Genomic DNA, 26457 nt, shown 5'->3' with positions numbered 1-26457 from the left:
GTGAAAAAAAGCAACTTAATTACAACAATCATTCTACTTATCGGAGTTACTGTACTCTGGGGCTTACCTCTTTCTCGCCTCTACCCAGCTGATCCAACAGAAACTTATACTTTCCATATTGAATTAGCTCAAAAAATGGCACAAGGAAAATTTATTGGGACTCCCCATTTTTTATATCAATTACTCGTTATTACCATACATAAACTTGCTCCTTTCATTAGTTTTAATATTGCCGGATACTATGTTATTCCTATATGTGCTTGTTGGATTTTAGCCATAATTACTGAATATAATATTCGCCAAACGATTCCTTTTTCTCATTTTTATAAAAAGGAATTTTACTCAATACCGATAACTTTGGCTTTGATGATTATTACACCTATTAGTTTATTTACATACCCTAGGCTTTATCTTGGGTATATAGGTATAACTATGTATCATAGTGCCACGACTCTGCTTGCTAAACCGATATGCCTATTGATTTTGAATACAATAACTAAAATTTTTAAGCACCCAACATACTATTCTAAGAAATTAAATTTAAGTTTGTTTTTTCTTACAATACTGTCCTTAATAACAAAGCCAAATTATATTATTTGTCTGATACCAGCCGTATTCTTTGTAATAATATATAAATTATACATGAATAAGCTTATAAATTGGATGTCAATAATTTGGAGTTTGTGTTTTCCAGCACTCATAGTTCTTGGATGGCAGTTCAGCTTGACATACCTCAACGATCCAACTTTTATAAAAGGAGGAAGAAGTAGTATTATTTTCGCCCCTTTTACGGTGATGAGTTTTTACTCTACCAGTCTTTTATATGATTTTATAATGTCGATTCTTTTCCCATTATCTGTTTATATTTTATTTTGGGAAAAAGCTAAAAATGAGTTTAGCCTTAACTTAGCTTGGTTAATATTCTTAGTCTCCATTTTTTATATTTACTTTTTAGGAGAATCAAGTAGGATGTATGCTGGTAACTTTTTGTGGGGGGGACAGATTACTTTATTTATACTTTTTGTTTATTCAATTTCATTTTTATTTAAACAACAAAATTTAGATGATTTTTACTTTGCCAGTATTCTCCATAAATTAAGAACCAAGTTTTTTCTTTGTTTATTAATTTTTGGATTTCATTCTATTAATGGGTTAGTATATTTAATGTATGTAACGCAAACAGGGGGTTATTAAATTTTAAGTAGTAAATTTAGTCAGCGATTTTATAAAAGCCGTGAATATTAATAAAGTTCCTTTTAATGTTCCTTTTGCTACGGGTCGCGAACTTGAGTACATAGCTCAAGCCATTAAGAACCAGCATCTTTCTGGAGACGGTGAATTTACTAAAAAATGCCATGCTTGGTTAGAGTCAGAAATTGGCTGTTACAAAGCATTGTTAACTCATTCTTGTACGGCAGCATTAGAGATGGCAGCAATTCTTGCAGACATCCAGCCAGGGGATGAAGTAATTATGCCATCTTACACATTTGTATCCACTGCTAATGCTTTTGTATTGCGTGGTGCTGTGCCAGTTTTCGTAGACATTCGCCTAGATACTCTCAATATTGATGAGTCTCAGATAGAAGCTGCTATTACACCCAATACTAAAGCCATTGTTCCAGTTCATTATGCAGGTGTGGGTTGCGAGATGGATGTCATTATGGCACTGGCAGACAAATACAATCTTCTAGTAATTGAAGATGCTGCTCAAGGGATAATGTCTAAATACAAGGAGCGACCTCTGGGTAGTATTGGACATCTGGCTGCTCTAAGCTTTCACGAAACTAAAAATTTAATTTCTGGCGAAGGGGGAGCTTTATTAATTAATGATTCTAAATTAATTGAACGGGCTGAGATTATCCGTGAAAAAGGTACAAACCGCAGCAAGTTTTTTAGAGGGCAGATAGACAAATATACATGGGTGGATATTGGTTCTTCATACTTACCTAGTGAACTTGTTGCTGCATTCCTGTTGGCTCAACTAGAATCAGCAGAAGATATTACCCAGAATCGATTAAGAATCTGGGAAAACTACCACAAAAGGTTTTTAAACTTAGAGGAAGAAGGCATCCTCAGACGCCCCATAATACCTAAGAATTGCCAACAAAATGGACATTTGTATTACCTGTTACTCCAGAATGGAGAACATAGAACAGAACTGCTGGAATATCTCAAACATAAAAAAATTGGAGCAGTATTTCATTATATTCCCTTGCACTCATCCCCAGCAGGTAAAAAATATGGAAAAGCTCATGGAAACTTGAAGGTAACAGATACCGCAAGTGAACGGCTGGTTCGTTTACCCATGTGGATAAATTTGGAGCAAGAACCCGTTACCGATATAGTTTATGAATGGTTTACAACTAAATTTTAGTAAGCATTTATGAAAGAATCTATATAATTTAACCTGAATGCTAAAAATCACAATTGATGCAACACCCATACAGCCAAATGCTAGCGGGGTCGGTCTTTATGTCAGTAACTTAATTCGCTCCCTCCATCCATTACAGGTTAAAGAAAACTTTCAGTTGAGTATTGCTTACCAACCTGGCTTAAAAAATTGGCTACGCAGAAATATATGTCCTCCTAAATCTCTGAATATAGATTCTCAGTTTCATATAGTCCCTATACCAGTCAGGATTTCAGATATTGTATTGTCTATACCCTCGAATTGGATGGTATCTAAATACTTTGAAAATTACCTGGATGAACCAGATATATTACAAGGTACAAATTATTGTGTTTATCCCTGTAGAAATACTCTAAAAATTATGAATATTTATGATTTAACCTTTATTAAATTTCCAGATTATACTAACTCTGTTGTCAAAACATACAATAAACGAGTAAAAAAATGCTTGCAATGGACAGATTTAGTGCTGACAATTTCAGAAAGCTCTAAAAAAGATATCGTTGAGTATTTGGGTGTAGATCCTCAACGGATTTATGTGACTCCGCTGGCTAGTCGCTACCATTCCGGATATTTATCTGAAGAACTAGCGCATCAAATAGAGGCATCTATTGGATATGATTTCTCAAAACCATACTTGCTATTTGTAAGTACACTTGAGCCAAGAAAAAACATTAATAATTTGATTACTGCATTTAATTTATTGAAGCAAAAATACAAAATAGAGCATCAATTGGTTTTAATTGGTCAAAAGGGATGGCATTACAAAAAAATATTTTCTGCCATTGAAGACTCACCTTGGAAAAGCCAAATTCATCACCTTGACTATTTATCAGATGATCTGGTTGCTGTGTTTTACTCCAAGGCTGACGCTTTTGTATATCCTTCCTACTATGAAGGGTTTGGTCTGCCTGTATTGGAAGCAATGACGCTAGGCGCACCTGTTATCACATCTAATACTTCCTCACTGCCAGAGGTGGCAGGAGATGCAGCCCTTTTCATTGATCCTGACGATCCGACTAGCTTGGCAGATGCAATTTTGAAAGTAATTGGTGATTCTCAGCTTCGTAGTGAATTAATTCAGAAGGGTAAAGAAAGAGCTAAACTATTTTCTTGGGAAAGAACGGCACAGGAAACGCTTAAGGCATATAAGTCATTGTTGACATGAGCAATTTAGAAAATTCCCTATTCAATCACTTGCTCATCAATCTATCTTTCATTTTTTCCCAACCTACTGGCATCAGCACCTATGCCATAAATCTTTTTCCGCATCTACAGCCTCTCGATCCAACCTTACTGACAGCCCAAACTTTTCCCAACTATCGCTGCTATCCAGTTCCGCCCAATCTAACCCCTGCACAAGGGTCAAAAGGGCATTTTCGCCGTCTGCTGTGGACGCAGTGGAAACTACCACAAATTTATAAAAGCTTAAAATCTAGTTTAATATTTTCCCCAGTTCCTGAAGCGCCGTTGTATGCTGGCTGTCGATCGGTGGTAATGGTTCACGATCTCATCCCGTTGCGGTTTCCCAAACGCTTTTCTCCCCTAACACCCTACTTCCGCTACTACATTCCCCAAGTTTTAGCGCAAGCTGAGCAGATTATTTGTAACTCTAGCGCTACCGCTCAGGATATTATTGACTTCTTCGGCATTCCAGCAGAAAAAATTACGCCAATTCTTTTGGCTTATGACGCCAAACATTTTCGCTTTCTAGATATTCCTACGCGCAATTATTTCCTCTACATCGGTCGCCACGATCCCTACAAAAATATTGCTCGATTAATTGACGCTTTTGCTACTTTATCTAGTTGTCGTGACTATGAATTATGGATAGCTGGGTCTGAGGATAAGCGTTATACACCTGTCTTGATGGCGCAGGTGGAACAGCTTGGTATAACCAACCAGGTAAAATTTTTAGATTACGTTCCTTACGAGGAATTGCCGACGCTGATCAATCAAGCGATCGCTCTCGTCTTCCCTAGCCTCTGGGAGGGCTTTGGACTGCCCGTTTTAGAAGCAATGGCGTGTGGCACTCCCGTGATTACCTCCAACCTCTCCTCGCTGCCAGAAGTCGCTGGTGACGTCGCTATTTTGGTCAATCCCTACAATGTGGGGGAAATTGCCGAAGCCATGCAAGCAGTAGTGACGGATTCAGGATTGCGATCGCGTCTTCGTCAAGCTAGTCTCGCTAGAGCTAGTCAATTTAGCTGGACAAAAACTGGACAAGCTACTGCCCAAGTCCTTCAGCGATATCTGTGAACACAGCGAAAATTATAAAAGTTACAGGTGGCAAATTGTCAAGTTAGGATTGGCGGTCGGATCAAGATTCTCCTTCCAGCTTCAATTCCTCTTGCCTCCACAGGTAGATTTCTTTTTATCAAAGGTTTGTCAATATAATTAACAATCAATGTGAAGAGGCTCAGCATGAACCGGCGAGCATTGTTGCTGCTAAATCGCCACGCCCGCCGAGGAAAAGAGGGTCTATCAGAGGCAATTGCCAAATTGCAGGATCTAGGCTTTGACCTGCAAGAAGAGTCTACACAAAAGCCCCAGCATCTACCAGAAATAATCCGTCGCCACCGCGATCGCGTCGATCTCGTCATCATCGGTGGCGGAGATGGCACCCTAAATGCCGCCGCCGAGGGTCTGATTGACACGCAACTCCCTCTAGGCATCCTGCCCTTAGGAACAGCCAACGACCTAGCGCGAACCCTTTCGATTCCTCAATCCCTCCCCGAAGCTTGCGAGGTAATCGCCACAGGGAAAGAACTGCGAATTGACTTAGGCTGGGTCAATGGAAAGCACTTTTTCAATGTTGCCAGTCTCGGATTGAGCGTGCAAATTACCCAGCAGCTAACCAAAGAAATTAAGCAACGTTGGGGAGTCCTCGCTTACGGAGTCACCGCCATCCAGGTGATTGGGCGATCGCGACCTTTTTTTGCAGAAATTCGTCTCAATGGCGAATCTATCCAGGTGAGAACCGTGCAAATAGCGGTAGGAAACGGGCGATATTACGGCGGTGGCATGACCATCGCTGAAGATGCTGCCATTGACGACCAGCGGTTGGATCTGTACAGCTTAGAAATTCAACACGGGTGGCAGCTGATCCGCTTGCTACCTGCCATGCTAAAAGGAAAACAAGCAGAATGGTCTGAGGTGCGGAGTCTTCAAGGACAGGAAATTGAGGTGGTGACACTGAAACCTCGCCCGATTAATACTGATGGTGAAATCACAACTTACACGCCTGCCAAATTTCGCCTGATTCCTAAAGCTATATCGGTTTTGGTTCCACAATCATCTTACAGCACTCCTTAAAATACCTCCCAGTCACCGGGTTTAAGTCCTATGATTAAGTGCTAGTAGGTGTTAAAGCATTTCCCGTGACCCCATCTCCTTCAAATTCAAAACCCGATCTGGCAAGTGTATGGCATACTCTAGCAGTTGAGAAGACACTGGAGCAGCTAGCAAGCGACGCAGAAGCAGGTCTGACGACCCAGGAAGTCAAACAGCGGTTGCAGCAATACGGCCCCAACGAACTGCAAGAAACTGCGGGTCGAAGTACCTGGGAAATCTTGCTCGATCAGTTCAAGAACATCATGTTGTTGATGCTGATTGCAGTAGCGCTGATTTCCGGGATTCTAGACCTGGTAGATTTACGAGCCGGAAAATTAGCCCCTGGTGAAATTCCCTTCAAGGATACAATTGCGATTTTGTTGATTGTTATCCTTAACGGTGTCTTGGGCTACCTCCAGGAAAGCCGCGCCGAAAAAGCACTTGCCGCCCTCAAAAAGCTTTCCTCTCCGAAAGTGCGAGTGATCCGCGATGACAGACAGCTAGAGGTGGACGGCAAGGATCTCGTGCCAGGAGACATTATGCTCCTAGAAGCAGGGGTGCAGATTTCCGCCGACGGGCGTCTGATTGAAGAGTCAAATCTGCAAGTGCGGGAATCGGCACTAACCGGCGAAGCCCAGCCATCGAATAAGCAGGCAACGGTGCATCTGAGTGAAGAAACTGCGTTGGGCGATCGCGTTAACTTAGTCTTTCAAGGCACTGAAGTCGTCCAAGGACGCGGCAAAGTCGTCGTTACTGGCACCGGCATGAAGACGGAACTCGGCAAAATTGCCGATATGCTGCAATCCGTCGAAAGCGAACCGACTCCACTGCAACAGCGGATGTCTCAGCTGGGCAACGTCCTGGTAACGGGTTCTTTGATGTTAGTGGCTGTGGTTGTAGTGGGTGGATTGCTCCAAAGCCGCTTCAGCCTAGGACGTTGGGATTGGGGCGTCCTGCAAGAACTGGTGGAAGTTTCTCTCTCAATGGCAGTAGCGGTAGTGCCAGAAGGCTTGCCAGCAGTGATCACGGTGACGTTGGCGCTGGGAACCCAGCGGATGGTACGCCGCCACGCACTGATTCGCAAACTCCCAGCTGTAGAAACCCTCGGTTCCGTCACAACTATCTGCTCGGATAAAACCGGCACCCTCACCCAAAATAAAATGGTGGTGCAACGGGTAGACACGGCAAGCCACACGTTCCGCGTTACCGGCGAAGGTTACATTCCCACCGGAGAATTTTATCTAGACGAGCGGCAGGTAACAGCAGAACAGTATCGGGATCTGCAAACCCTAATGCTTGGCTGCGTGCTTTGTAACGACGCGATGTTGCAGCACGACAAGAACGAGTGGACGATTTTAGGCGATCCTACAGAGGGGGCATTAATTGTCCTTGCCGGGAAGGGAGGGATTGATAAGGAACCGCTAAGCCGCCAAATGACGCGCGTTGCCGAGTTTCCTTTTTCCTCCGAACGCAAGCGGATGAGCGCCATCTGCGAGGCGGGAGGTTGGATTGAGAACACGCCTTTTTCTAGCAGCTACCTGATGTTTACGAAGGGTTCTCCAGAGTTAATTTTGGAGCGTTGTACGCAAATTCAGATAAGCGACAAGAGCGAGGTTCTGCGCGATGAGCAACGAACTCAAATTCTGGAGCAAAATAACCAGATGGCAAGTAAGGGCTTGCGGGTGCTGGGATTTGCTTACAAGCCTTTAAACGCCGTCCCTCCCGAAGGATCGGAGGAAACCAACGAGCAAGAATTGGTTTGGCTGGGTTTAGTGGGAATGCATGATGCTCCGCGCCCGGAAGTGCGGGATGCAGTAGCCAAATGCAAAGCCGCTGGAATTCGAGCCATGATGATTACTGGCGATCACCAGCTAACAGCGCAAGCGATCGCCCAAGATTTGGGAATTGCCAAAGTTGGCGATCGCGTCCTCACAGGTCAACAACTGCAAAAGCTTAGCCCAGAGGAACTAGAACAACTGGTTGACGAAGTCAGTATCTACGCCCGCGTTGCCCCCGAACACAAACTCCGCATCGTGCAAGCCCTCCAGCGTCGTGGCAGATTCGTCGCCATGACCGGCGACGGCGTCAACGATGCCCCAGCCCTCAAACAAGCCGATATCGGCATCGCAATGGGCATTACCGGCACCGATGTCAGTAAAGAAGCCAGCGATATGGTGCTACTGGATGACAACTTCGCCACCATCGTCGCCGCCACCGAAGAAGGGCGGACAGTTTACAGTAATATTCGCCGCTTTATCAAATACATTCTGGGCAGCAACATCGGGGAAGTGCTGACTATTGCCGCCGCACCCCTTTTAGGCTTGGGGGGCGTTCCTCTCTCGCCATTACAGATTCTCTGGATGAACCTCGTTACTGATGGTTTACCTGCTCTCGCCCTTGCCGTAGAACCCGCAGAACCAGACGTGATGCTCCGTCCTCCCATGAATCCCCGCGAGAGTATTTTTGCCCAAGGGCTGGGTTCTTACATGGTTCGGATTGGGATTATCTTTGCCATTATCAGTATTGCTTTGATGGCATGGGCTTACAACTATACTCATGCACCAGGCTATCAGGGCAATAAAGATGCCTGGAAAACGATGGTATTTACCACCTTGTGTATCGCTCAAATGGGACACGCTTTGGCAGTTCGCTCCAACACCCGGTTGACGATCGAGTTAAATCCCTTCACCAACCTGTATTTGTGGGGAGCGGTGGTTGTTACCACGGCGTTGCAGCTCATGCTCATCTACGTTCCCCCCCTGCGCTCTTTCTTTGGAACTCACTATCTAAGCCTCACAGAACTCGGTATTTGCATCGCCTTCAGTTCCTTAATGTTTGTTTGGGTTGAGATGGAAAAACTGTTTATCCGTTTTTACAAAGGCAGACGGTAATCGGTAATGGGTAATGGGTAATTAGGGACTGGTTATCGGAAGAATCTAGGCTGAAAATAATCACCAATCAACCATTACCCATTCCATCACCAATGACCAATTAGCTATGTATCTCAAAACCCTCCACCTCCGCCAGTTTCGCAACTACTTGGATTGCGGGGTTGATTTCGAGGCTCCTAAGACAATTTTGGTGGGGAATAATGCCCAAGGGAAATCCAATCTTTTGGAAGCAGTCGAGTTACTATCAACCCTCAAAAGTCATCGAGCCGTGCGCGATCGCGACCTGATCCGCGAAGGCTCGGCGGACGGTAAAATTACAGCAACCCTGGAACGCGCTAACGGCTTAGTGGATCTGGCTTTAACCCTCCGCACTCAAGGGCGTCGCACCGCAGCCATCAACCAAGAAGCTTTGCGACGCCAGATGGATTTTCTCGGCGTCCTCAACGCTGTAGAATTCTCCAGTCTAGACTTGGATCTGGTGCGAGGTGCCCCCGAACAACGTCGCAACTGGCTAGATTCCATCCTCACCCAGTTGGAACCCGTCTACGCCCACATTTTGCAGCAATATAACCAAGTATTACGACAGCGCAACGCCCTATTAAGACAAGAAGCGAGAAAAGCTCAACCTTCTGCCAACAGGCAAGAGGAAATTTCCACCGAGTCTGGCGACTTGAATCGGGAGTCGGAATTGGCGTTGTGGGATACCCAATTAGCGATCGCGGGTTCTCGCGTCACCCGTCGTCGAGCCAGAGTCCTGAAGCGGCTGGCTCCTCTCGCTCAGGCTTGGCACGCTAGCATTAGCGGTACCGAAGTGCTGGAATTGAAATATGCCCCCAATGTCACTCTAGAGAAGGACGACCCCGAAGCGGTGCAGCAAGCATTTTTAGAGAAAATCCAACAGCGTCGGGTCGCCGAACACCACCAAGGCACAACGCTCGTCGGTCCCCACCGGGACGAAGTTGAGTTTACCATCAACCAAACACCGGCAAGGATTTATGGCTCCCAAGGTCAGCAGCGAACCCTAGTCTTGGCACTCAAACTGGCAGAGCTAAAGCTCATTGAAGAAGTCGTTGGAGAACCGCCGCTGTTGCTGCTTGATGATGTTCTAGCCGAGTTAGACCCAAACCGCCAAAATCAACTGCTAGATGCCATTCAAGACCGCTTTCAGACCCTGATTACCACCACTCACTTAGGTTCCTTCGATGCCCAGTGGTTGAATTCTTCTCAAATTCTCTCCGTTCAGGCAGGACAGATAAAACGATGAAGTTTGTTAGTTATGTAAGGGCGGGTTGAACCAAAATATTTGTAACTAGCCAACTAAATGGATAAACCTGCGCCTACAAGTCGGTTGTTTCTTTTTCCCGCTGACCACTGCGCCGCCTCTAGCCTGATCTCAATCCGGAGTCACGCTCAGAAGTCTCGTATCCACCAATATGTTCTATTAAACAGAGAATCCGTGCCTTACTTATCTAACGAACTGTCAACCTACGCCCAGATTGATTGTGACGTAATTAACCTTGCTGCTATGCGAAAAATGGATATGGCTATGGATCGAGATGAGATTGCAGGGCTGGGGGCTTCGTTGCGACGGATCGAGCAGAAGTTATTGACCAAGGGAAATGGTGTCAAAAGAGTATGGTATCAGGGTGGAGAACCTTATTTCGATCTGTTTATTGACCTGCGAGAAGATGATATCGAGTGGTTTCAGTTGACTTTACGTGGGAAATCGCTGTCGTGGAATCAAGCAGGCTGGCAAACAGGAAAAACGAATGAAGGAAGTGTCAACGACATTACTTTTTATCCCGCTAGCAAACTGATTAAAACAGACAATCGCCCTGATTCTGCTTTCATTGAATTAGCATATTCCATTCTGCAAACCCGCGCCGGTGATGCGATTGTTGACAAAATACTGGCGTTGTTTAAGGCTGAATAACGAATGGCTAATCGCTAATTAAAGACAAGTTTTTGCCAAATTAGCAATTAGCCTTTAACCTAATAATTAAGCTTATTTGTAAATTATTTTCAGTTGCAATATACCAGTGCGAATTTGGGTTTAATGTGCCCGTTTTTGCTCGGTATCCCGATTTTGAATCTTTGCTGGAGCCTTTTTATTATTCTTCTTCTATAATATAATAACACTCTCAATCCCTCAGGTCTGAAGAGTTAAGAGCAATTGGACTCCCTTCTGGCAGGGGAGATGTTTTCTCTTAGGTTACTGTACTGATGTTGTAGAGACAATTTATGAATTAGCCATCTATCTGGCGATTTATTTTTCTTCAAGAATACATAAATATTTATTGCGATAAAGTAATGATTTATTGCACAAAACTAAGAATAAGCACAAGGTTGACTGTATCGCAGCTTACAATTGCCAGCAGTACTCCTGTGGATATTACTGGATGGGTTCACCATGCAGCCCAACGCCCTGCCGCTACCTTGCCTATCTCTAGACCCTGCCATTGACCGTCAGCCTCTGACTGTAGCGCCTGACACACCCCTCCTTGATGTTCTGGCGCTAATGAGCCAGTTACGGAGTAGTTGTGAGCTGTCTAGATGGACACAAACAGACACCAGTGCAGCTTCAGAAGACGGAAGCCGGAGGGCTGGCGAGGGAATGAATGCCGCATTGCCGCACCCTGCATCCTGTTGGTTGTCACAAGAGGAGACCGATTTTGACACCGCTGATGCCGCCGGTCATTGTGTTTTGGTAATGGAAGGAGCGCAGCTAGTTGGAGTCTTTACAGAGCGCGATATCGTTAGACTGACTGCCGCCAGAGCTTCCCTAATCAACGTCAAAATTGTCGATGTCGTAACGCAACCAGCCATTACCCTCAGACAATCGGAAGCTCACGATGTTTTCACTGCCCTTTCCCTATTTCGTCAGCACCGAATTCGCCATCTGCCAATCATTGACGATAAGGCAAGGGTGGTAGGAATTGTTACGCACGATAGTATTCGCAAAGCGCTGCAACCCGTTAATCTTCTAACGCGATTGCGATACGTCGCTGATGTTATGACATCCCAAGTCGTTCATGCACCTGTAACTGCTTCTGTCCTCGATTTAGCCCAAATCATGGCGAGTCAGCTAGTCAGCTGTGTCGTCATCACAGAACAGAGGGAAAACCAGATTGAGAATAAGGAACTAAAGACGCTTAATTCCCAATTCCCAATTCCGGTAGGCATTGTCACTGAGAGAGATGTGGTGCAGTTTCAGGCGATGGAATTGGACTTGGCGAAATTGCAGGCAAAAGACGTAATGAGTACACCCTTATTTTGTCTGCAACCCTCAGATTCCCTATGGGTTGCCCATCAAGAAATGCAGCGGCGGCGCGTGCGGCGTCTGGTGGTTGCTAGCAATCAGGGTGAATTACTCGGCATTGTCTCCCAAACCAGCCTGCTACAAGTGCTGAATCCAGCGGATATGTACAATGTCATTGAGGTATTGCAGCAGGCGGTAGAAGAGCGCACCAAAGCATTAGAAAACAGCAACGAGCAATTGCGTTGTGAAATTGCCGAGCGCAAACGAGCTGAAAAGGCATTGCGACAAGCGCACGATGACTTAAAAAGACAAGTAGAGGAACAAACTGCCGAGTTGGCGCAAGCGAATACGCTTCTAAAAAAGGACATTATTGAGCGTGTCGCAGTAGAGGTGGCGTTGCGGAAATCAGAGGCGCAAAAGACGCGATTAATTGCATCTCTACAAAAACAAGCCGAGCATCTGGAACAAACTTTACACCAACTGCAAAAAACCCAAGCCCAGCTGATTCAAACCGAAAAAATGTCGAGTTTGGGGCAGCTGGTTGCCGGTATTGCTCACGAAATCAACAATCCGATTAATTTTATTTATGGCAATCTTAGCTATGCCGGTCAATATGTCCAAGATTTGCTGAATCTGCTGCAACTTTATATCAAGCATCATCCTCAGCCAGTACCCGAAATTCAAACAGAAATCGAGGCAATTGACCTGGATTTTTTGAAGACAGACCTCCCGAAACTTTTAGGCTCAATGAAGCTGGGAGCCAACCGTATCCGGGATTTGGTACTGTCCCTGCGAAACTTTTCCCGATTGGATGAAGCGCAACAGAAATTTGTGAATATCCACGAGGGGATAAATAGCACCCTTCTGATATTACAAAATCAACTAGAAGCCAAAGCGTCCCGCTCTGGAATTAAAGTTATCAAAGAATATGGCAATCTACCTCCTGTGGAGTGTTTGGGAGGGCAGATCAACCAGGTATTTATGAATATCCTCAGTAATGCCATTGATGCCCTCGAAGAGGTAATCGCTAAGGAAGCATGGGTAATGGCTCATGGGGAAGAAAGTACCAATTACCAACCTCCTACAATTTGGATTCGCACCGAATTAGTAGGCAAAAATCAGGTAGCAATCCGGATTGCAGACAACGGAATTGGGATGACGGAAGCAGTACGGCGTCAAATGTTTGACCCTTTCTTCACAACGAAACCCGTGGGCAAAGGTACCGGCTTAGGATTGTCAATTTGCTATCAGATTGTGGAAAAACACGGCGGTCAGCTTAAGTGTGTTTCCGCACCCGGTGAGGGATCTGAGTTTGTGATTCAAATTCCAATTCGACAGACAACTCATACCGATGTGTATACATCCCGCCGCCTGAAGCCTACTATTGAGCGAAGTGAAGAGCAACAGCTACACGGAGCTTAGCCGACTGGGAAGGAACTAAAAATGCAAAATTAAAGAATTTCTATTGTTGGGCGATCGCTATTTTGGTGGCTTGCTAAATATCGGATGCTAGGTGTAGGATTTGCATCGGTACCGGGTAGCGATCGCCTTTTCGGAATTAGCTTCTAGAGAGATGCGATCCGTCAACAGAAGCGATCGCCACTCCCAGAAAACTCACTGGATTTGCTCTCTCACCCAAGTTCGGAAAGCTCTCATCGTCGCATTTCTGCCGATAACTTTACTTTGCTCAACATACTGAGGAATCAGCTCAATTAACGGCATTCCAGGAAAATTCGGACTATGATTCGCTTCAACATATTTTCCCTCTTGCAGCACGTTGATTTGCAACCTTTGCCCATTGTATCGCCACAGTTCGGGAACCCCTAAAGCTTCGTAATTATTAAATTGAGTGCGAGACGTGATATCAATTTCAATCGCTAAATCTGGAGGCGGATCTACACTGAGGTCTATCCGCTTCTTTCCTCTAATAGCTGCTTCGTTTTGGATATAGAAACATTCATCAGGTTCTACCCCCTGAGCCATATTTTCATTTTTTAAAGTAGTCGAACCAGCAGGCAAAAACTCAATATTTAGTTCTTCGAGTAATGCTTTCACTATATCTCCAACAAGTCCTTTATCAAACTCATGTTCTAGTAGAGGCGTTATTATCTCTAGCGTACCTCTGCTATATGACAGTCGAGCAGCACGGGTTTCTCCTAACTCGTCTAAAATGGTTTCCAACATTTGCCAGGTGACATCTTTCAGAATGACTCTCTCGCCTGGTGGAACAATCAATTGGTTCAGGTTTATTTGCACCTTTTCGCTGCTTTTAAGCTTAATTTATATAACTGATCTTTGCTTAGTTAGATGCTTATTGTTCAACCAAATAAAAGATAATTGACATTGCCGCCAGCTCGTTATTAACCAATGGGGCTAGTTGACAAAAAGGAATACGGCTAAACGAATGCTGGTAGATATCCTAATTTTACCAGCACCAAATTTCATGAATAAAAGTAAATTTCTTCAGAGAAATGTGCTGCCGAATTTGATTAGGTAGTAAGTGATAGAAAAATCTTACTACCTATTACCCCTCAGTCCTCAGTCCTCAGTCCACCCTTCGGGAAGGCAAAGCGCCTACAGTCCTCAGTCCTCAGTCCTCAGTCCTCAGTCCTCAGTCCTCAGTCCTCAGTCCTCAGTCCTCAGTCCTCAGTCCTCAGTCCTCAGTCCTCAGTCCTCAGTCCTCAGTCGTAGTAAGTGATAGAAAAATCCTACTACCTATTACCCATTAAGTATTCCAAATGCTGGAACCATCGACATCTAAAGGTAGGAAAATAGTCATGACCTCACCTTGCTGGGGTCGCTGGCGCACAATCAGTTTTCCTCCTAAAGCTTGGAAGAGATTTTTAGTGACGTTAAGATTTAGGCTTAGACATCCGGTTTCTGGCTGGAACATCAATAGCTGACCAATTGACTTGCGCGTTGGTGGGTTGTCTGCTGCGGTCGAGTTGCCGCTTTCGTCAGGTTGGGCTTGAGACTGGAGTTGCAACTTTAGCTGGTCTCCAGCGGGTGTCACCTCTACCTGAATATGACCGCCTGCGGGGATGCTGCGGGTGAAATTTTCAATCAACCCGCTCAGTACCTGATCTAGCATGGCGGGATTACTGACAACGGCGGGTAGCTTTTGCGGTAACACCACCTCTAGGGTTAAGTTGCGACGATTAGCTTGTTTTTGCCAGCGAGGAATGCTGTTTTGAAAAACCTGCGCTACAGACATCGCCGTGAGGTGAACGGGCGATCGCTTGATGGGTTCTGTTTCTAATTCCACCGCCCGGAAAAACAACTCCATGCGGTCGATTTGTTCGGTACACTCGTGGTCAATAATTTCTAGGCGCTTGATGATGTCTGGTGCCAATTCGTTGCGGCGTTTTAGCAGCAGTCGCGTTAAGGTGCGAATGGTACTTAGCGGCGTCCGGACTTCGTGGGCAAAAGCTTGAAGTAATTCCACATCATTGGAATTTTGAATTTTCAATCTTGAATTTTCAATTAATTCCGGATTTAAAATTGAGAATTCAGAATTATCTTCTGGCTCTTTACCTTTTGCCTCTTGCCCACAGCCAAGACGGGATAAATCGGCGTCTTTACGATGCTCACCTCTGACTTCTTCCGGCAAATGTTTCAACAGTAAGCGGCTAAACTGCGTAACCGTTCGATAATCGGGCGCTTGGGGTGCAAAGCGTTCGACTAAAGTTTCTAACTGACTCACTTGATGAAGGCTGGTCAGCAACAAGCGCGATCGCAAACTTTGCCACGCTTGCTCTACCACTTCCGGATCAAAAGAATATTGGAAAGCTGGGGCACCTGCGATATCTTCTCCCACGACCATCACTAAACTAAACTGTGGCGTGAAAACCACACAAAACTGTTCTGTTGTTAAGGGATCGGCAGGGATTAACGGAAAGTTGGAAGTAGATTGAGGTTCGTTTTCCTTTTGCTGAGTTGTGGCTGGAGGCAGCAGAAATGGCATTAATGCCAGAGGATTAAATCGCTCTGCTGTAAAAATTCCGGTATGTATGCGAGCCATTATCGCTGGGTGGCACAGAACCGGCACAGGACCCGCTAAAACTAAGCCCAAGGTTTGTGGCGAATCAGTGGCAGGTTCTAGAACTTGCAGCAGCAAATGTTCCAAGGCAGCGATCGCTCCACACCACTCCCGCGAGGCACGGGCGTACTCTCGTGCCGTCCGACTCGCAGGGCGCAATCCATTCGCTTTTTCTGCTGTCTGCTCTACAGGAGGCACAACACGATTTGCCCCAGTCTGTTCGCTCTGGGCTAATACTTCACTGATGGTTGGCAGTAACCACTTTCTTTGCACAAAGATCCACCCCTTTAACGGCAATCGATTGGCGGTGCGTCTTTAAACTACTTCTAATAATGAGCGTACCGATACTTGTCCTCTATCGGGGGTGGTATAACCGAACGAATGAGTGGCAATTCCCGCGCTCTGTTTAAAAAAAGTTCTCAGGCTCATCGCGGCAGGATCTCCCCATTCATGCTCTAGGAGCCGGTTCTCCCTCATAAATTTCGGTTAATTTCTTTGCAACTCCTCTTTTTGTAAGAGATAAGTTCTTTCCCGTTCCCTGAAACAGAAGCCGTTTCGGGGGTTAGGTTTACTGTATAAGGCAAAGTATAAGTGTCTTTCCATTCATGCTAAGGGACGCTTAAGAGAGGGACACAAGAAGATGAGCAAAAACAGAATAGAGTTTTTCAGCAAAAAATCCTATGCGAAAAATGCATCGGCTCATGACAGAAGAATATCTTTTACCCATCTGTTGATAGAGAAAAATCTTACATCTCTAGGCTGATGAAAAGTGTAGAAAAAAAGAGAAAAATCAACAAAGTGCATAAATAAAAAATCGATCCTGTATTTGTGCTAACAGAAGTTATTGAATACTTCGAGGAGGAAAAAAATGACCCTCGACCAAAACAAGCGAGCTGTCGGCGTATTTTCTACACCTGAACAGGCGGAATATGCGCTCAACGAGCTTAGGGATTCTGGTTTTGCCATGAACACGGTTTCTGTCGTGGCACGGGATACCACTCGGCAAGATGAGGTAGCTGGTGTTGAAGTCAACCCTTACAGAGGCGGTAATGAAGCCGGTGAAGCTGCCGCAACGGGTGCCTTAGCAGGCGGTGCAGTCGGCGGTTTGATTGGCATCCTGGGAGCCTTGAGTGCGTTAGCAATTCCGGGAGTTGGTCCGGTTGTAGCAGGAGGCGCGATCGCTTCTGTGCTGGGGGATGCTTTAATCGGGGGTGCGGTTGGCGCTGCTACGGGTGGCATTGTCGGCGCACTTATGGGTTTGGGAATTCCTGAAGAACAAGCCAAAGTTTACAACCACCGAGTCTCCCAAGGAGATTATTTGGTAATCGTCGAGGGTACGCAAGACGAAATTAATCGGGCTGAATTGATTTTGAACCGACAAGGTATTCAGCATTGGGGTGTCTATGATGTGAGCGGGGTTGCGGCGGTTCCTGAGAATTATGGCACTTCTTCCTCAACCACCTTCGATCCGGTAAGCAGCACTTATCCTTCCCCGTTGGGACTCGATCCCCTAGCGACGGGTTATTCCTCTTCATTGGGACTGAATCCGCTGGGTGCCACCTCTCCCGTCACCTATGTCCCCACGGAAGATGTCAATGACCGGGATATCAGCCGACACAAGCGTGCCGTTGGTGCCTTTATCAGCCGTCGGGATACTGAAGATGCGCTTCACGAGCTAAGTAATTCTGGCTTTCCGATGAGTAAAGTTTCTGTCGTCGCCAGAGATGCAGACCCGCAGGATCAAATCGCTGGCGTTGAAATGAGCGATCGCGTTGAGGACAATAACGTTGATGAAAGCGCAACCACGGGTGCTTTAGCCGGGGGCGCTTTAGGCGGTCTGACTGGCTTATTACTCGGTTTGGGTGTATTGGCAATTCCCGGAGTTGGCCCGATTCTGTTGGCTGGCGCTACCGCGACGGCGATCGCAACGACCCTTGCTGGTGGTGGAATCGGTGCAGCCGCAGGTGGCTTGATTGGCGCATTGCTTGGTTTAGGAATTCCAGAAGATCGAGCGCAAGTTTATAACAATCTTGTGGCTCGCGGTGATTATCTGGTTATGGTAGATGGCACCGAAGACGATATCGATCGTGCCGAATCAGTTCTGAGCAATCGCGGTATTCAAGAATGGGCTATCTACGATGTGCCAAATTCTACAACTTCGAGAACCGATTCCACTAACAGCATCGTTGAACCTCAGGAGAATCTGACTGCTGTGAATGAGATTGAGCCTCAGGATAACGTGACTCAGGTAAGCGATCGCGTCACGATCGTTGACAATCGGCAGTAGTTTTGGCACTTGGAACCCCACCCCCAACCCCTCCCCGCAAGCAGGGAGGGGAGCCGGAGCCGGAGGCGATGGCGGGGAGGGTTCTTGGATTACGGGGAATCAACCAGACTGAATATTACCCATTAACGCCTCCACTAATCGTTGAAGTTGAGCTGCTTCATGAGTTGTAGGTTGGGTTGAGGCAACGAAACCCAACACGCATAAGCATTTGTTGGGTTTCGTTCCTCAACCCAACCTACTAGCGTGTCTACTCTAAAATGTTGGTTGCTATTGCTTTCATCAATACACAAGCCAGTAATTTAGGCTGGATGCGCTACTACGCAGATTTTTAGCTCTAAATGAACCGTATTGTTTTTTTAAGGAACCGCTAAGACGCTGCAAAGCACGAAGAAAGAAAATTTTACGAATTGCTGTAGCACAAATTAGCAATTACCCATTAACGCCTCCACTAATCGTTGAAGTTGAGCTGCTTGATGAGTTGCCATGACTGAGATCCGAATTCGACTGGTAGGTACGGTGGGAGGACGAATTGCTGGGGCAAAAATGCCAGATGTTTTCAGTTGATGCCCCATTTTTAGCGCTGATAAAGCACTTTCCAAGGGAAAGCAGAGAATAGGCGATTCAGAAGGCAGTAATTGTAAGTTTGGTAATTGCTGGGCAATCAGCTGTTTGAGAAAATTGACATTACGCCACAGACTGGCGCGGCGTTCCGGTTCTTTTTGGATGATGCGAACTGCTTGCAATGCCGCAGCGGTATCAGCGGGTGAAAGAGCCGTAGTATAAATCCAACTGGGTGCCCGATTCCGCAAAAAGTCAATCAAAGCAGAATCGCCTGCGACATATCCGCCCAAACTGCCTAAAGCTTTGCTGAGGGTGCCGATTTGAATCAACGGGACATCGCTACAGCGAAAATGTTCTACACAGCCAGCACCCGTTGCTCCTAGTACCCCAGTGGCATGAGCTTCATCCACGAGCAGCATACAGCTAAATTCCTCAGCCAGATTCAACAGTCCCGGTAAAGGGCACAAGTCGCCATCCATACTGAAGACGCTATCAGTGAGAATCAGGCATCGACGATATTTTTGCCGGTGTAAATTCAGCTGGGTTTTTAACTCCTCAAGATTACAGTGAGAGTATTCAATAACGGTTGCACCGCTGAGAATCGCCCCATTTTTCAGACTGGAGTGATTGTACTCATCGGACACAATCAAATCGCGTTTTCCGACTAAAGCAGCGATCGCTCCTAAGTTTGCCAGATATCCAGAACTAAAAACTAAGGCATCTTCAGTTTGTTTGAGAGATGCGATCGCAACTTCCAATTCCCGATGCAGTTCCCGATGTCCGCTCAATAATCGAGAACCCGTGCTACCCGTGCCAAATTCCTGAGTAGCTGCTACTGCGGCTTGAATGAGGCGTTCATCCCCTGCGAGTCCCAAATAATCATTACTGGCAAAATTGATGACTTCACGCCCCTCCAGCAGCACCGTAGCACCAGGACGACTAGCGATCGCTTGCACCGATCGATACCAATCTGCGCGGTGAATGGTGGCGAGGGATTGCTCTACCCAAGCGTAAGGATTCGTTGGCATTCTTTTGAGCGATCGCACCTTTAACTTGCCTATAAAAGAAAATACGGCAAAAGTGGCAATTGTGCTTCCCACCGCCCAGACAAGGTACAGCGCGTCTCTATATTTTCTCCTGCCACAACTAGCAAAGCTAAGCTGTCAAATTAGATGCTTGACAGCTTACGTCAGCACTTGATTCTGGCAAAGGTGGACGAATACATAGATAGGCAAGTGGCCCCAATAAAGGCACTAGCGCCACTGCCCAAAAAACTTGGGGAATATTGAAACCTCGACGCGCCATATCATCGCCGAGAACGGTCGGAAACAACAGGCAGAACAGGCAAAAAGCCAAACTCATGCCATTGACAAAGCGATCGCTTTGGAACTGCTGAATAAACTCTCCCCAATCACCCGCCAGCCAGCCAAAAGCTAGCAAGAAAAGCGTGCTGAAATTGAGGATAATACCCGTCCAGCGAGAATCAAAAACTTTCAGCAAGGCATCCTTTTGTCCGGAAAATTCTTGATTCGGTTCCCTTAAAGCTAAATAAGGTATCAGGCTAATCACTCCCGTTCCCGCTGAACCCAAAGCAAAAGGCCAGAAACGAATTCTTTGCATCCTGCCATCAATGAACAAAAGACAGCTGTAGATTAGTATCCAGATGCCAACCAGGGAGAATATGCAAAGGATAATTGGGTTAACCTCTGTCCACTGACCCGTCAATATATTTTTAATTAGCCTCAGCGTGTCTGGCGTAATTGGAGGTGCCAGCAGCAAAACATAGGCAATAAATCCAGCCCATAATAACCAAAGTGCTGTTTTTCTACTCATGTTTCTGTCAAATTTTAATTTTTAGATTGTGCTGGTTGGCGTTCGGTGGGGAATACTTTGGCACTGGTTTCCGGCAAAGGAGGACGCAGGCAAAGATAAGCCAAAGGACCAAACAAAGGAATTAGCACCACTATCCAAAAAAGTGCAGAATTGTTGATTCCCCGACGCGCCATATCATCTCCCAGAAGTGCGGGAAATATTAGCCACAGCAGGCAGAAATCTAGGCTCATGACATGAACGAAGCGATTTGTCTGGAACTGCTGAATATAATCTGTCCAATTACCGCCCAACAAGCCATAAACTACCAAACTCCCAGCGCCAAATGTCAGCAAAAAACCCAGCCACCGGGAATCGAGTATTTTCAAAAACAAATCCTTTTGTCCGTGAAATTCCTGGTTGGGTTCTCGCAGCGCTAAATAAGGCAACAAAGCAAACGCTCCTACTCCAAAAGATACCGCCGCAAAAGGCCAAGCTGTTACCTTTTGCTGTTTGCCGTCAATGAACATCAGGCAGGCGTAAATCATCGGTACGATGCCCAGGAGATTAAATAGAGCTATCACTAGGGGGTTAATGTCTGTCCACTGACCTGTGGAGAGATTTTTTATCAGTTCAAACGTGCCTGGTTGTTGAGGAGGCGCTAACAGGAAGGCATAGCTAACAAATGCCGCCCAAACCAACCAAAAGCCAATTTTTCTAACCATATCAATGAAGAATGAAAAGCCAAAAGTAGAGCTAATTGCAATTAGCAATGTTCATGGTGAAAGGCTACCCATTAACTATTAGCCATTAGCCATTTTCTAAATTAAGCGGGTTGCGTAAGAGCATCAGAGAGATAATCGGCGGCGGCTTCAACGAGTGCGATCGCATTTTCGTACACCATCCGTGTTGGTCCCAAAACCCCCACACTTCCCACGGGTACTGAACCCTGCTGGTAAGTTGCACAAATCAACGTACAAATACGCATCGGTTCTAAAGGATTTTCCGCACCAATCCGCACCGTCACCCGCGAACCAGAAGTGCCATCTGAGATAGCCGTGACATCTGGTCTAGGCCATTCAAAGATTAAAGGCCACAGCTGGTCTTGTTCCTCTTCCAATAGGTGTATAAGTGTCTGAACTTGCTGTAACTCGGAAAATTCTGGCTGACGCAATACTTCAGCGACGCCGCGAACCATAATTGGAGTTGTAGCAGGTTGAGAAGTGCGACGGATCAAGTCGGAGAGCAGATTTCGCAAAGAATCGACATATCGTTGAAATTCTCGGTCTAGTTCGCTCCAGTCTAAAGTTACCAATTCACTGAGCGATCGCCCCCGCAACTGACTATTCAAAAAATTCGATAAAATCTGCAACTCCCGCTCTACAATTTCTGCATCCGGTTGGTCATCCTCCGATCCTGAGAGCGGTAACTCCATCAACACGCTAGTCGTCTCATAAGAATCCGTCACCACAATCAGCATCACCCTTCCCGGATCGAGCTGCACCAGTTGCAAATGCCGCAAACGATTAGTCCGAGTCTGCGGCATCGTGATCAGGGTAATATAACCGCTGAGCGTTGCCAGAATTTGCGCTGCACCCCGCAACACTGTCTCGAAGCTCTGATGTTCTAAGCTCAAACGGTTTGTGAATAACTGCTCTACCTGACGCCCCAGGGCTTCAGAAGGCTTAATTAATTGATCGACATAAATTCGATAGCCAGAGTCCGAGGGAACCCGCCCAGCAGAGGTATGGGGTTGATAGAGCAACCCCGCTTTCTCTAAGACGCCCATTGTATTGCGAATCGTCGCTGGGCTGACGCTGAGATTATACTCGTCTACCAAAGCTTTCGAGCCGACTGGCTCAGCCGTCGCAATATAGTGACGGACAGTTGCCCTAAGAATACGTTGTTGACGGTCAGTCAGACTTACTTGCCTAGCCATTTAAACGAAAGCCAAATTGGATAGGATTTTAAAAACAATTGGAAATTCCTGGACTTCTGATGATGAGTTCATCAGTAAGTCCGGCGCTCTTGTTAAGCAAGCAACCGTTTAAATATAGGTTAAAACAGAATAGCAGATGCTGCCTTCTACCTGCCGGTTCGCCACACCCAGCTAGTAGAAGCATAACAGCCGCCGAACTTCAACCTTAGACATACCATGACGAGTGATTACAGAATTAAGACATTATCGCTATCGAAACTCTAGATTCCACAGTCTCTATCAGGATTGTCTGTAGTCTACTCGACTGTATCTAAATTTGTCAGCAAAAAACATCTAAATACTTATTTGGCTAGTAAAAATTCAAACAATATCGTGATACGTAATTTAGTTAAAAAACCTAACCCCCAGCCTTCTTCCCTGGTAAGGAAGGGGGAGAATTTCTGCCCTCTCCTTGCAGGCTATGCTTTTCCATATAGTTTTGTGCGGGGAAGCCGATTAGTATTGGGAAATCGTTGGATCGACTTGGATTGAGTAAGCATCAATGCCACCGGCAACATTTTTGACATTGGTGAAGCCTTGCATTTTTAGCCACTGGCACATCTGAGCCGAACGGATGCCATGATGGCAGATGACCAGCGTCTCGGCGTGCGGATCGAACTGGGTGTGGATTTGGTCAGCCCAGTCGGCAAATTCCGACAGGGGGAGGTTTTCAAAACCCTTGATGCTGGCGATCGCTACTTCCCGTGGTTCTCGCACATCCACCAATTGCAGACTCTGAGGGGAATCGGCAAGACGGCTGGCAAGTTCTTCTACACTAATCTGGGGAATATCTTGGCTAAAAGATTGAGCAGACATGAGGTTGTGCAACGCTTGAGATTAACTAAGATTTTAATAGTTGGCAGTCCGATGAGCTGAAATAATAGGTTCTGGCATCGGGATTAGTGTTCTTAGCTGAATCGCGCTCACCCAAGGTCTACATTTCACCATGAAGCGACGCTCGTTTTTCTACGTTCTGGCAGCTGGCGTTTTAGTGCTGCTGTTAATTGGTGCCGGTGGCTTTTACTGGTTGAGGGCAAACAGTCCCCTCGCCCTTATAGGGGGCGGGCAGGTGACGAACCCAACTGCCACCATATTTGTGCCGAAACAGGCACCCGTAATGGTGTCATTGCTTGTGAATCCAGATCGGTTGGAAGGGTTGCGCCAGGCTGTAGCGCGTCCCGCGAACCGCAAGCGATCGCGTGCAGAACTCAACCAATTTAAACAAAGCTTACTCGCTAACACCGATCTGGACTATCGCCGAGATATCCAACCCTGGCTGGGGGATGAAATCACGCTGGCTCTCACCAGCTTAGATATCGATCGTACCCGTGACAATGGAGAGCAGCGCGGGCTGCTACTGGCTGTCACCACCAAAAACCCGCAACGCAGCCGCGAGTTTGTGGATTTATTCTGGCAGAAGCAAGCAAATGTCGAGACAGATTTAGTCTTTGAAACCTATAAAGGTGTCAAGCTGATTTATAGGAATCAGGATTCAGGAGTCAAAACTCAAGACGCGGGAAATAAAGGCTTCTACAACCGCGATAAATCGGCATCTTTGCAAAAAGACGCGATAATAAATCGCGCCTCTACTCAAAATACAATTGCTAGCGCAGTTGTCGGCGATCGCTTTGTGTTGTTTGCCAATCATCCTAGAGTGCTGAGAGAAGCCATTAATAATGTGCAAGCGCCCAATCTCAGCCTCAGCGATTCAACTTCTTATCAGCGGGCAATAGAAAGCATCTCTCAGCCGAAAATTGGTCTCACTTATGTGAATCTGCCCGCGCTGGCGAAGTTGCTGGGGAATAATTCACAGATGGAAATTAGCCAGACGTATGAGAGTTTAGCGATCGCCCTCTCTCCCAAAACTCAAGGATTGCTGGCAGAAACCGCTTTGTTGGCGGCTACCGGACAGGAAATCCCCCCGACAACTCCCACCCTATCTCAACCAGTCGGAGCGTTGCAGTATCTGCCAGAGAAAATAGCGATCGCGGCTTCTGGTAGCAACTTGGAGCAATGGACTCAACTCACTTCTAGATTAGATAGCAATGATAGCTTTGCCCAACTCATCAATCAACCCATAGCGAATCTCCAAGCTCGTTGGGGCATCGATCTGAGGCAAGATATCTTTAGTTGGGTGCAAGGCGAGTACGCTTTGGGAATGCTACCTCGTCCCGACCGCAAAGATTCAGATTGGATTTTTGTAGCCGAGAGAGCAACGACAAAAGCAGAAGAGTCAATCGATCGTCTAGACGCCATTGCCAAACAACAAGGGTTGAGCGTTAGCTCATTTACCCTGGAGAATCAACCCATTTCTGCCTGGACAAAATTAACAACCACCGCCGATAAGAATCAGGGTGAAGACCAAGATCCAGTCAGGCTAGAGGCACAGGTGAAAGGAGTTCACGCCAGTATCGGCAAATACGAGATTTTCACCACTTCGATCGAGGCAATGAATCAAGCGATTAAGGCTCCTAATAATTCTCTCGTCAAGAGCGATCGCTTCCAGGCAAACATCGCCTCTTTACCCCAGCCGAATAACGGCTATTTGTATCTAGACTGGGCATCTAGTCAGGCGTTCTTAGAGCGTCAGCTGCCCATTGTCAAAGTGGTGGAACTGGTGGCGAAACCATTATTTAACGAGCTAAATTCGCTTGCCTTTAGCAGCTACGGCAGCGATGACGGGGTTCGCCGCAGTAAAGTCTTCCTCCGCCTAGGTGCCAAGGCTGAGGAATGATTCACAAATCGGAGTTGGGGAAAGGGAATGGGTAGGTAATCACTAAAAACTTCCCGCCTCCCCCGCTGGTGAGTCATATCATGTCCGCTTGATTCCCATAATTTCCCGGAACCCCAAGAGATGGCTTTCTTGGGGTTCCCTGCTTTTCGGGCTACCGTGTACACACAAGTCTTCTTGAACTGCCAGTCGCGTTTTGATCCCCCCTAGCGATCGCGAAGGGAGCGCCGCCGAGCTAGAAAAAAGGGGGAATTTCCTTGAGTTATATCGGGGCAATTGTTTGTAGTCAGTAAAACAGTTACAACAAACCCAAACCCAACTGATTCAAACCGAAAAAATTTCCAGCCTCGGCTATCTAGTTGCCGGTATCGCCCACGAAATTAACAACCTGGTGAATTTCATCGGCGATAACCTGGTTCACGCCAACCCAATAACCGTTCAGGAAAAAGCTGAAGCGATTGAGCTATAATTTCTGATTGATGACTTACCCAATCTTCTCAATTCCATGCATTTGGGAGCAGACAGAATTTGGCAAATTGTCCTGGGTTTGCGAAACTTCTCGCGGTTAGATGAAGCTGAGATGAAGTTGGTTGATATTCACGAAGGCATTGACAACACGCTTTTAATTTTGCAGCATCGCTTGAAAACGACAAAATGCCAGAATTGCCCCATTCAAGTTTTTAAAGAATTCGACAATTTGCCACTGTTAGAATGCTACCCAGACCAGCTAAACCAGGTATTTATGAACATTCTCAGCAATGCGATTGATGCTCTAGAAGCAGGAACGAAAACTGAGGAACAAGAGTGGATGAGAGAAAAAACCCTCCCGACTTCCTCTAATACCGAGGAAAAGCTACGAGGCGAAGCATCCCCCGTTTACCAGACTTCTGTAGGCATATATTATGCCAGCTTCCGACAGCTACTTGGCGATGCCTTGCCTGCTGAGTGCAAAATATTTAATCAGTCCGACTAATTCACAGAAGCTGCCGCCTTTAGGTAACATTAATTTTTTTAATCCGTATAAAAATGCACTAAATTTGGCACCGCTTTCGTTCATAGTTTTTCAGTACTAGCCAAGCCACAATTCGGAGGAAGTCAAAGCTGCATCTTTAATTACAAGTAAACTGGAACTTAGTCATAGATTTACGTGACTATACAC

The 26457-nt window shown here is 46.1% G+C and carries 19 protein-coding genes and 1 pseudogene; 13 read left to right on the top strand and 7 right to left on the bottom strand.

Features of this window, described 5'->3' with window-relative positions:
* The 9 genes from AC2VDX_RS17030 to AC2VDX_RS16990 all read left to right on the top strand — a co-directional run bounded on the left by AC2VDX_RS17030 (position 1) and on the right by AC2VDX_RS16990 (position 13315).
* Positions 1-1194: a hypothetical protein gene (locus AC2VDX_RS17030; RefSeq protein WP_378183558.1), complete on the top strand. Its 1194-nt coding sequence runs from the start codon at positions 1-3 to the stop codon at positions 1192-1194.
* 46 nt (positions 1195-1240) lie between these two features.
* Complete coding sequence (rffA, locus tag AC2VDX_RS17025) at positions 1241-2374, top strand: dTDP-4-amino-4,6-dideoxygalactose transaminase (RefSeq protein ID WP_378184032.1); 1134 nt, start codon at positions 1241-1243, stop codon at positions 2372-2374.
* 37 nt (positions 2375-2411) lie between these two features.
* Complete coding sequence (locus AC2VDX_RS17020; RefSeq protein WP_378183555.1) at positions 2412-3578, top strand: glycosyltransferase family 4 protein; 1167 nt, start codon at positions 2412-2414, stop codon at positions 3576-3578.
* Complete coding sequence (locus tag AC2VDX_RS17015) at positions 3575-4669, top strand: glycosyltransferase family 4 protein (RefSeq protein ID WP_378183552.1); 1095 nt, start codon at positions 3575-3577, stop codon at positions 4667-4669. The genes AC2VDX_RS17020 and AC2VDX_RS17015 overlap by 4 nt, the downstream gene beginning before the upstream one ends.
* Before the next feature lie 165 nt (positions 4670-4834).
* Positions 4835-5725, top strand: a complete 891-nt coding sequence (locus AC2VDX_RS17010; RefSeq protein ID WP_378183548.1) for a lipid kinase — start codon at positions 4835-4837, stop codon at positions 5723-5725.
* A gap of 65 nt (positions 5726-5790) precedes the next feature.
* A complete protein-coding gene (locus AC2VDX_RS17005; RefSeq protein ID WP_378183545.1) occupies positions 5791-8634 on the top strand; it encodes a cation-translocating P-type ATPase in 2844 nt (947 codons plus the stop codon).
* A 106-nt stretch (positions 8635-8740) separates the two neighbouring features.
* A complete protein-coding gene (gene recF, locus AC2VDX_RS17000; protein WP_378183541.1) occupies positions 8741-9898 on the top strand; it encodes a DNA replication/repair protein RecF in 1158 nt (385 codons plus the stop codon).
* Between the two features lie 192 nt (positions 9899-10090).
* Entirely contained in the window at positions 10091-10567 is a 477-nt protein-coding gene (locus AC2VDX_RS16995; RefSeq protein WP_378183538.1) for a hypothetical protein, read from the top strand.
* A gap of 435 nt (positions 10568-11002) precedes the next feature.
* Complete coding sequence (locus AC2VDX_RS16990) at positions 11003-13315, top strand: CBS domain-containing protein (protein WP_378183535.1); 2313 nt, start codon at positions 11003-11005, stop codon at positions 13313-13315.
* Positions 13316-13507: 192 nt separating this feature from the next.
* Here the strand turns inward: AC2VDX_RS16990 and AC2VDX_RS16985 are convergent, their stop codons facing one another.
* Positions 13508-14149 carry a Uma2 family endonuclease gene (locus AC2VDX_RS16985; RefSeq protein ID WP_378183532.1) on the bottom strand — a complete coding sequence of 214 codons (642 nt, stop codon included), beginning with the start codon at positions 14147-14149 and terminating at the stop codon, positions 13508-13510.
* A gap of 244 nt (positions 14150-14393) precedes the next feature.
* Here AC2VDX_RS16985 and AC2VDX_RS16980 point away from each other — a divergent pair, with 244 nt between their 5' ends.
* On the top strand, positions 14394-14591 hold the full coding sequence (locus tag AC2VDX_RS16980; protein ID WP_378183529.1) for a hypothetical protein: 198 nt from the start codon (positions 14394-14396) through the stop codon (positions 14589-14591).
* Positions 14592-14618: 27 nt separating this feature from the next.
* Here the strand turns inward: AC2VDX_RS16980 and AC2VDX_RS16975 are convergent, their stop codons facing one another.
* A complete protein-coding gene (locus AC2VDX_RS16975; protein ID WP_378183526.1) occupies positions 14619-16205 on the bottom strand; it encodes a sensor histidine kinase in 1587 nt (528 codons plus the stop codon).
* A 595-nt stretch (positions 16206-16800) separates the two neighbouring features.
* On the opposite strand from AC2VDX_RS16975, the gene AC2VDX_RS16970 reads away from it, so the two are divergent.
* A complete protein-coding gene (locus AC2VDX_RS16970; protein ID WP_378183523.1) occupies positions 16801-18219 on the top strand; it encodes a general stress protein in 1419 nt (472 codons plus the stop codon).
* Between the two features lie 422 nt (positions 18220-18641).
* Here AC2VDX_RS16970 and bioF read toward each other — a convergent pair whose 3' ends face one another.
* From bioF to AC2VDX_RS16945, 5 genes are all read right to left on the bottom strand, one after another.
* Positions 18642-19808, bottom strand: a complete 1167-nt coding sequence (gene bioF / locus AC2VDX_RS16965) for an 8-amino-7-oxononanoate synthase (RefSeq protein WP_378184030.1) — start codon at positions 19806-19808, stop codon at positions 18642-18644.
* Between the two features lie 127 nt (positions 19809-19935).
* On the bottom strand, positions 19936-20613 hold the full coding sequence (locus tag AC2VDX_RS16960) for a hypothetical protein (RefSeq protein WP_378183520.1): 678 nt from the start codon (positions 20611-20613) through the stop codon (positions 19936-19938).
* 14 nt (positions 20614-20627) lie between these two features.
* The gene (locus tag AC2VDX_RS16955; protein WP_378183517.1) at positions 20628-21314 is read right to left on the bottom strand and encodes a DUF2834 domain-containing protein; all 687 of its coding nucleotides are present in this window, start codon (positions 21312-21314) and stop codon (positions 20628-20630) included.
* A 101-nt stretch (positions 21315-21415) separates the two neighbouring features.
* Positions 21416-22528 carry a heat-inducible transcriptional repressor HrcA gene (gene hrcA, locus AC2VDX_RS16950; protein ID WP_378183515.1) on the bottom strand — a complete coding sequence of 371 codons (1113 nt, stop codon included), beginning with the start codon at positions 22526-22528 and terminating at the stop codon, positions 21416-21418.
* A gap of 495 nt (positions 22529-23023) precedes the next feature.
* The gene (locus AC2VDX_RS16945; RefSeq protein ID WP_378183512.1) at positions 23024-23383 is read right to left on the bottom strand and encodes a rhodanese-like domain-containing protein; all 360 of its coding nucleotides are present in this window, start codon (positions 23381-23383) and stop codon (positions 23024-23026) included.
* Between the two features lie 130 nt (positions 23384-23513).
* Between AC2VDX_RS16945 and AC2VDX_RS16940 the strand changes: the two genes are divergently transcribed.
* On the top strand, positions 23514-25301 hold the full coding sequence (locus tag AC2VDX_RS16940) for a DUF3352 domain-containing protein (protein WP_378183509.1): 1788 nt from the start codon (positions 23514-23516) through the stop codon (positions 25299-25301).
* Between the two features lie 283 nt (positions 25302-25584).
* A pseudogene (locus AC2VDX_RS16935) lies at positions 25585-26079 on the top strand (sensor histidine kinase); the annotation flags it as partial.
* Between the last annotated feature and the right edge of the window lie 378 nt (positions 26080-26457).

This window comes from Coleofasciculus sp. H7-1, assembly GCF_057473865.1.
Note: the sequence above shows the minus strand (reverse complement) of the source record. Positions and strands in the feature narration are given on the sequence as shown.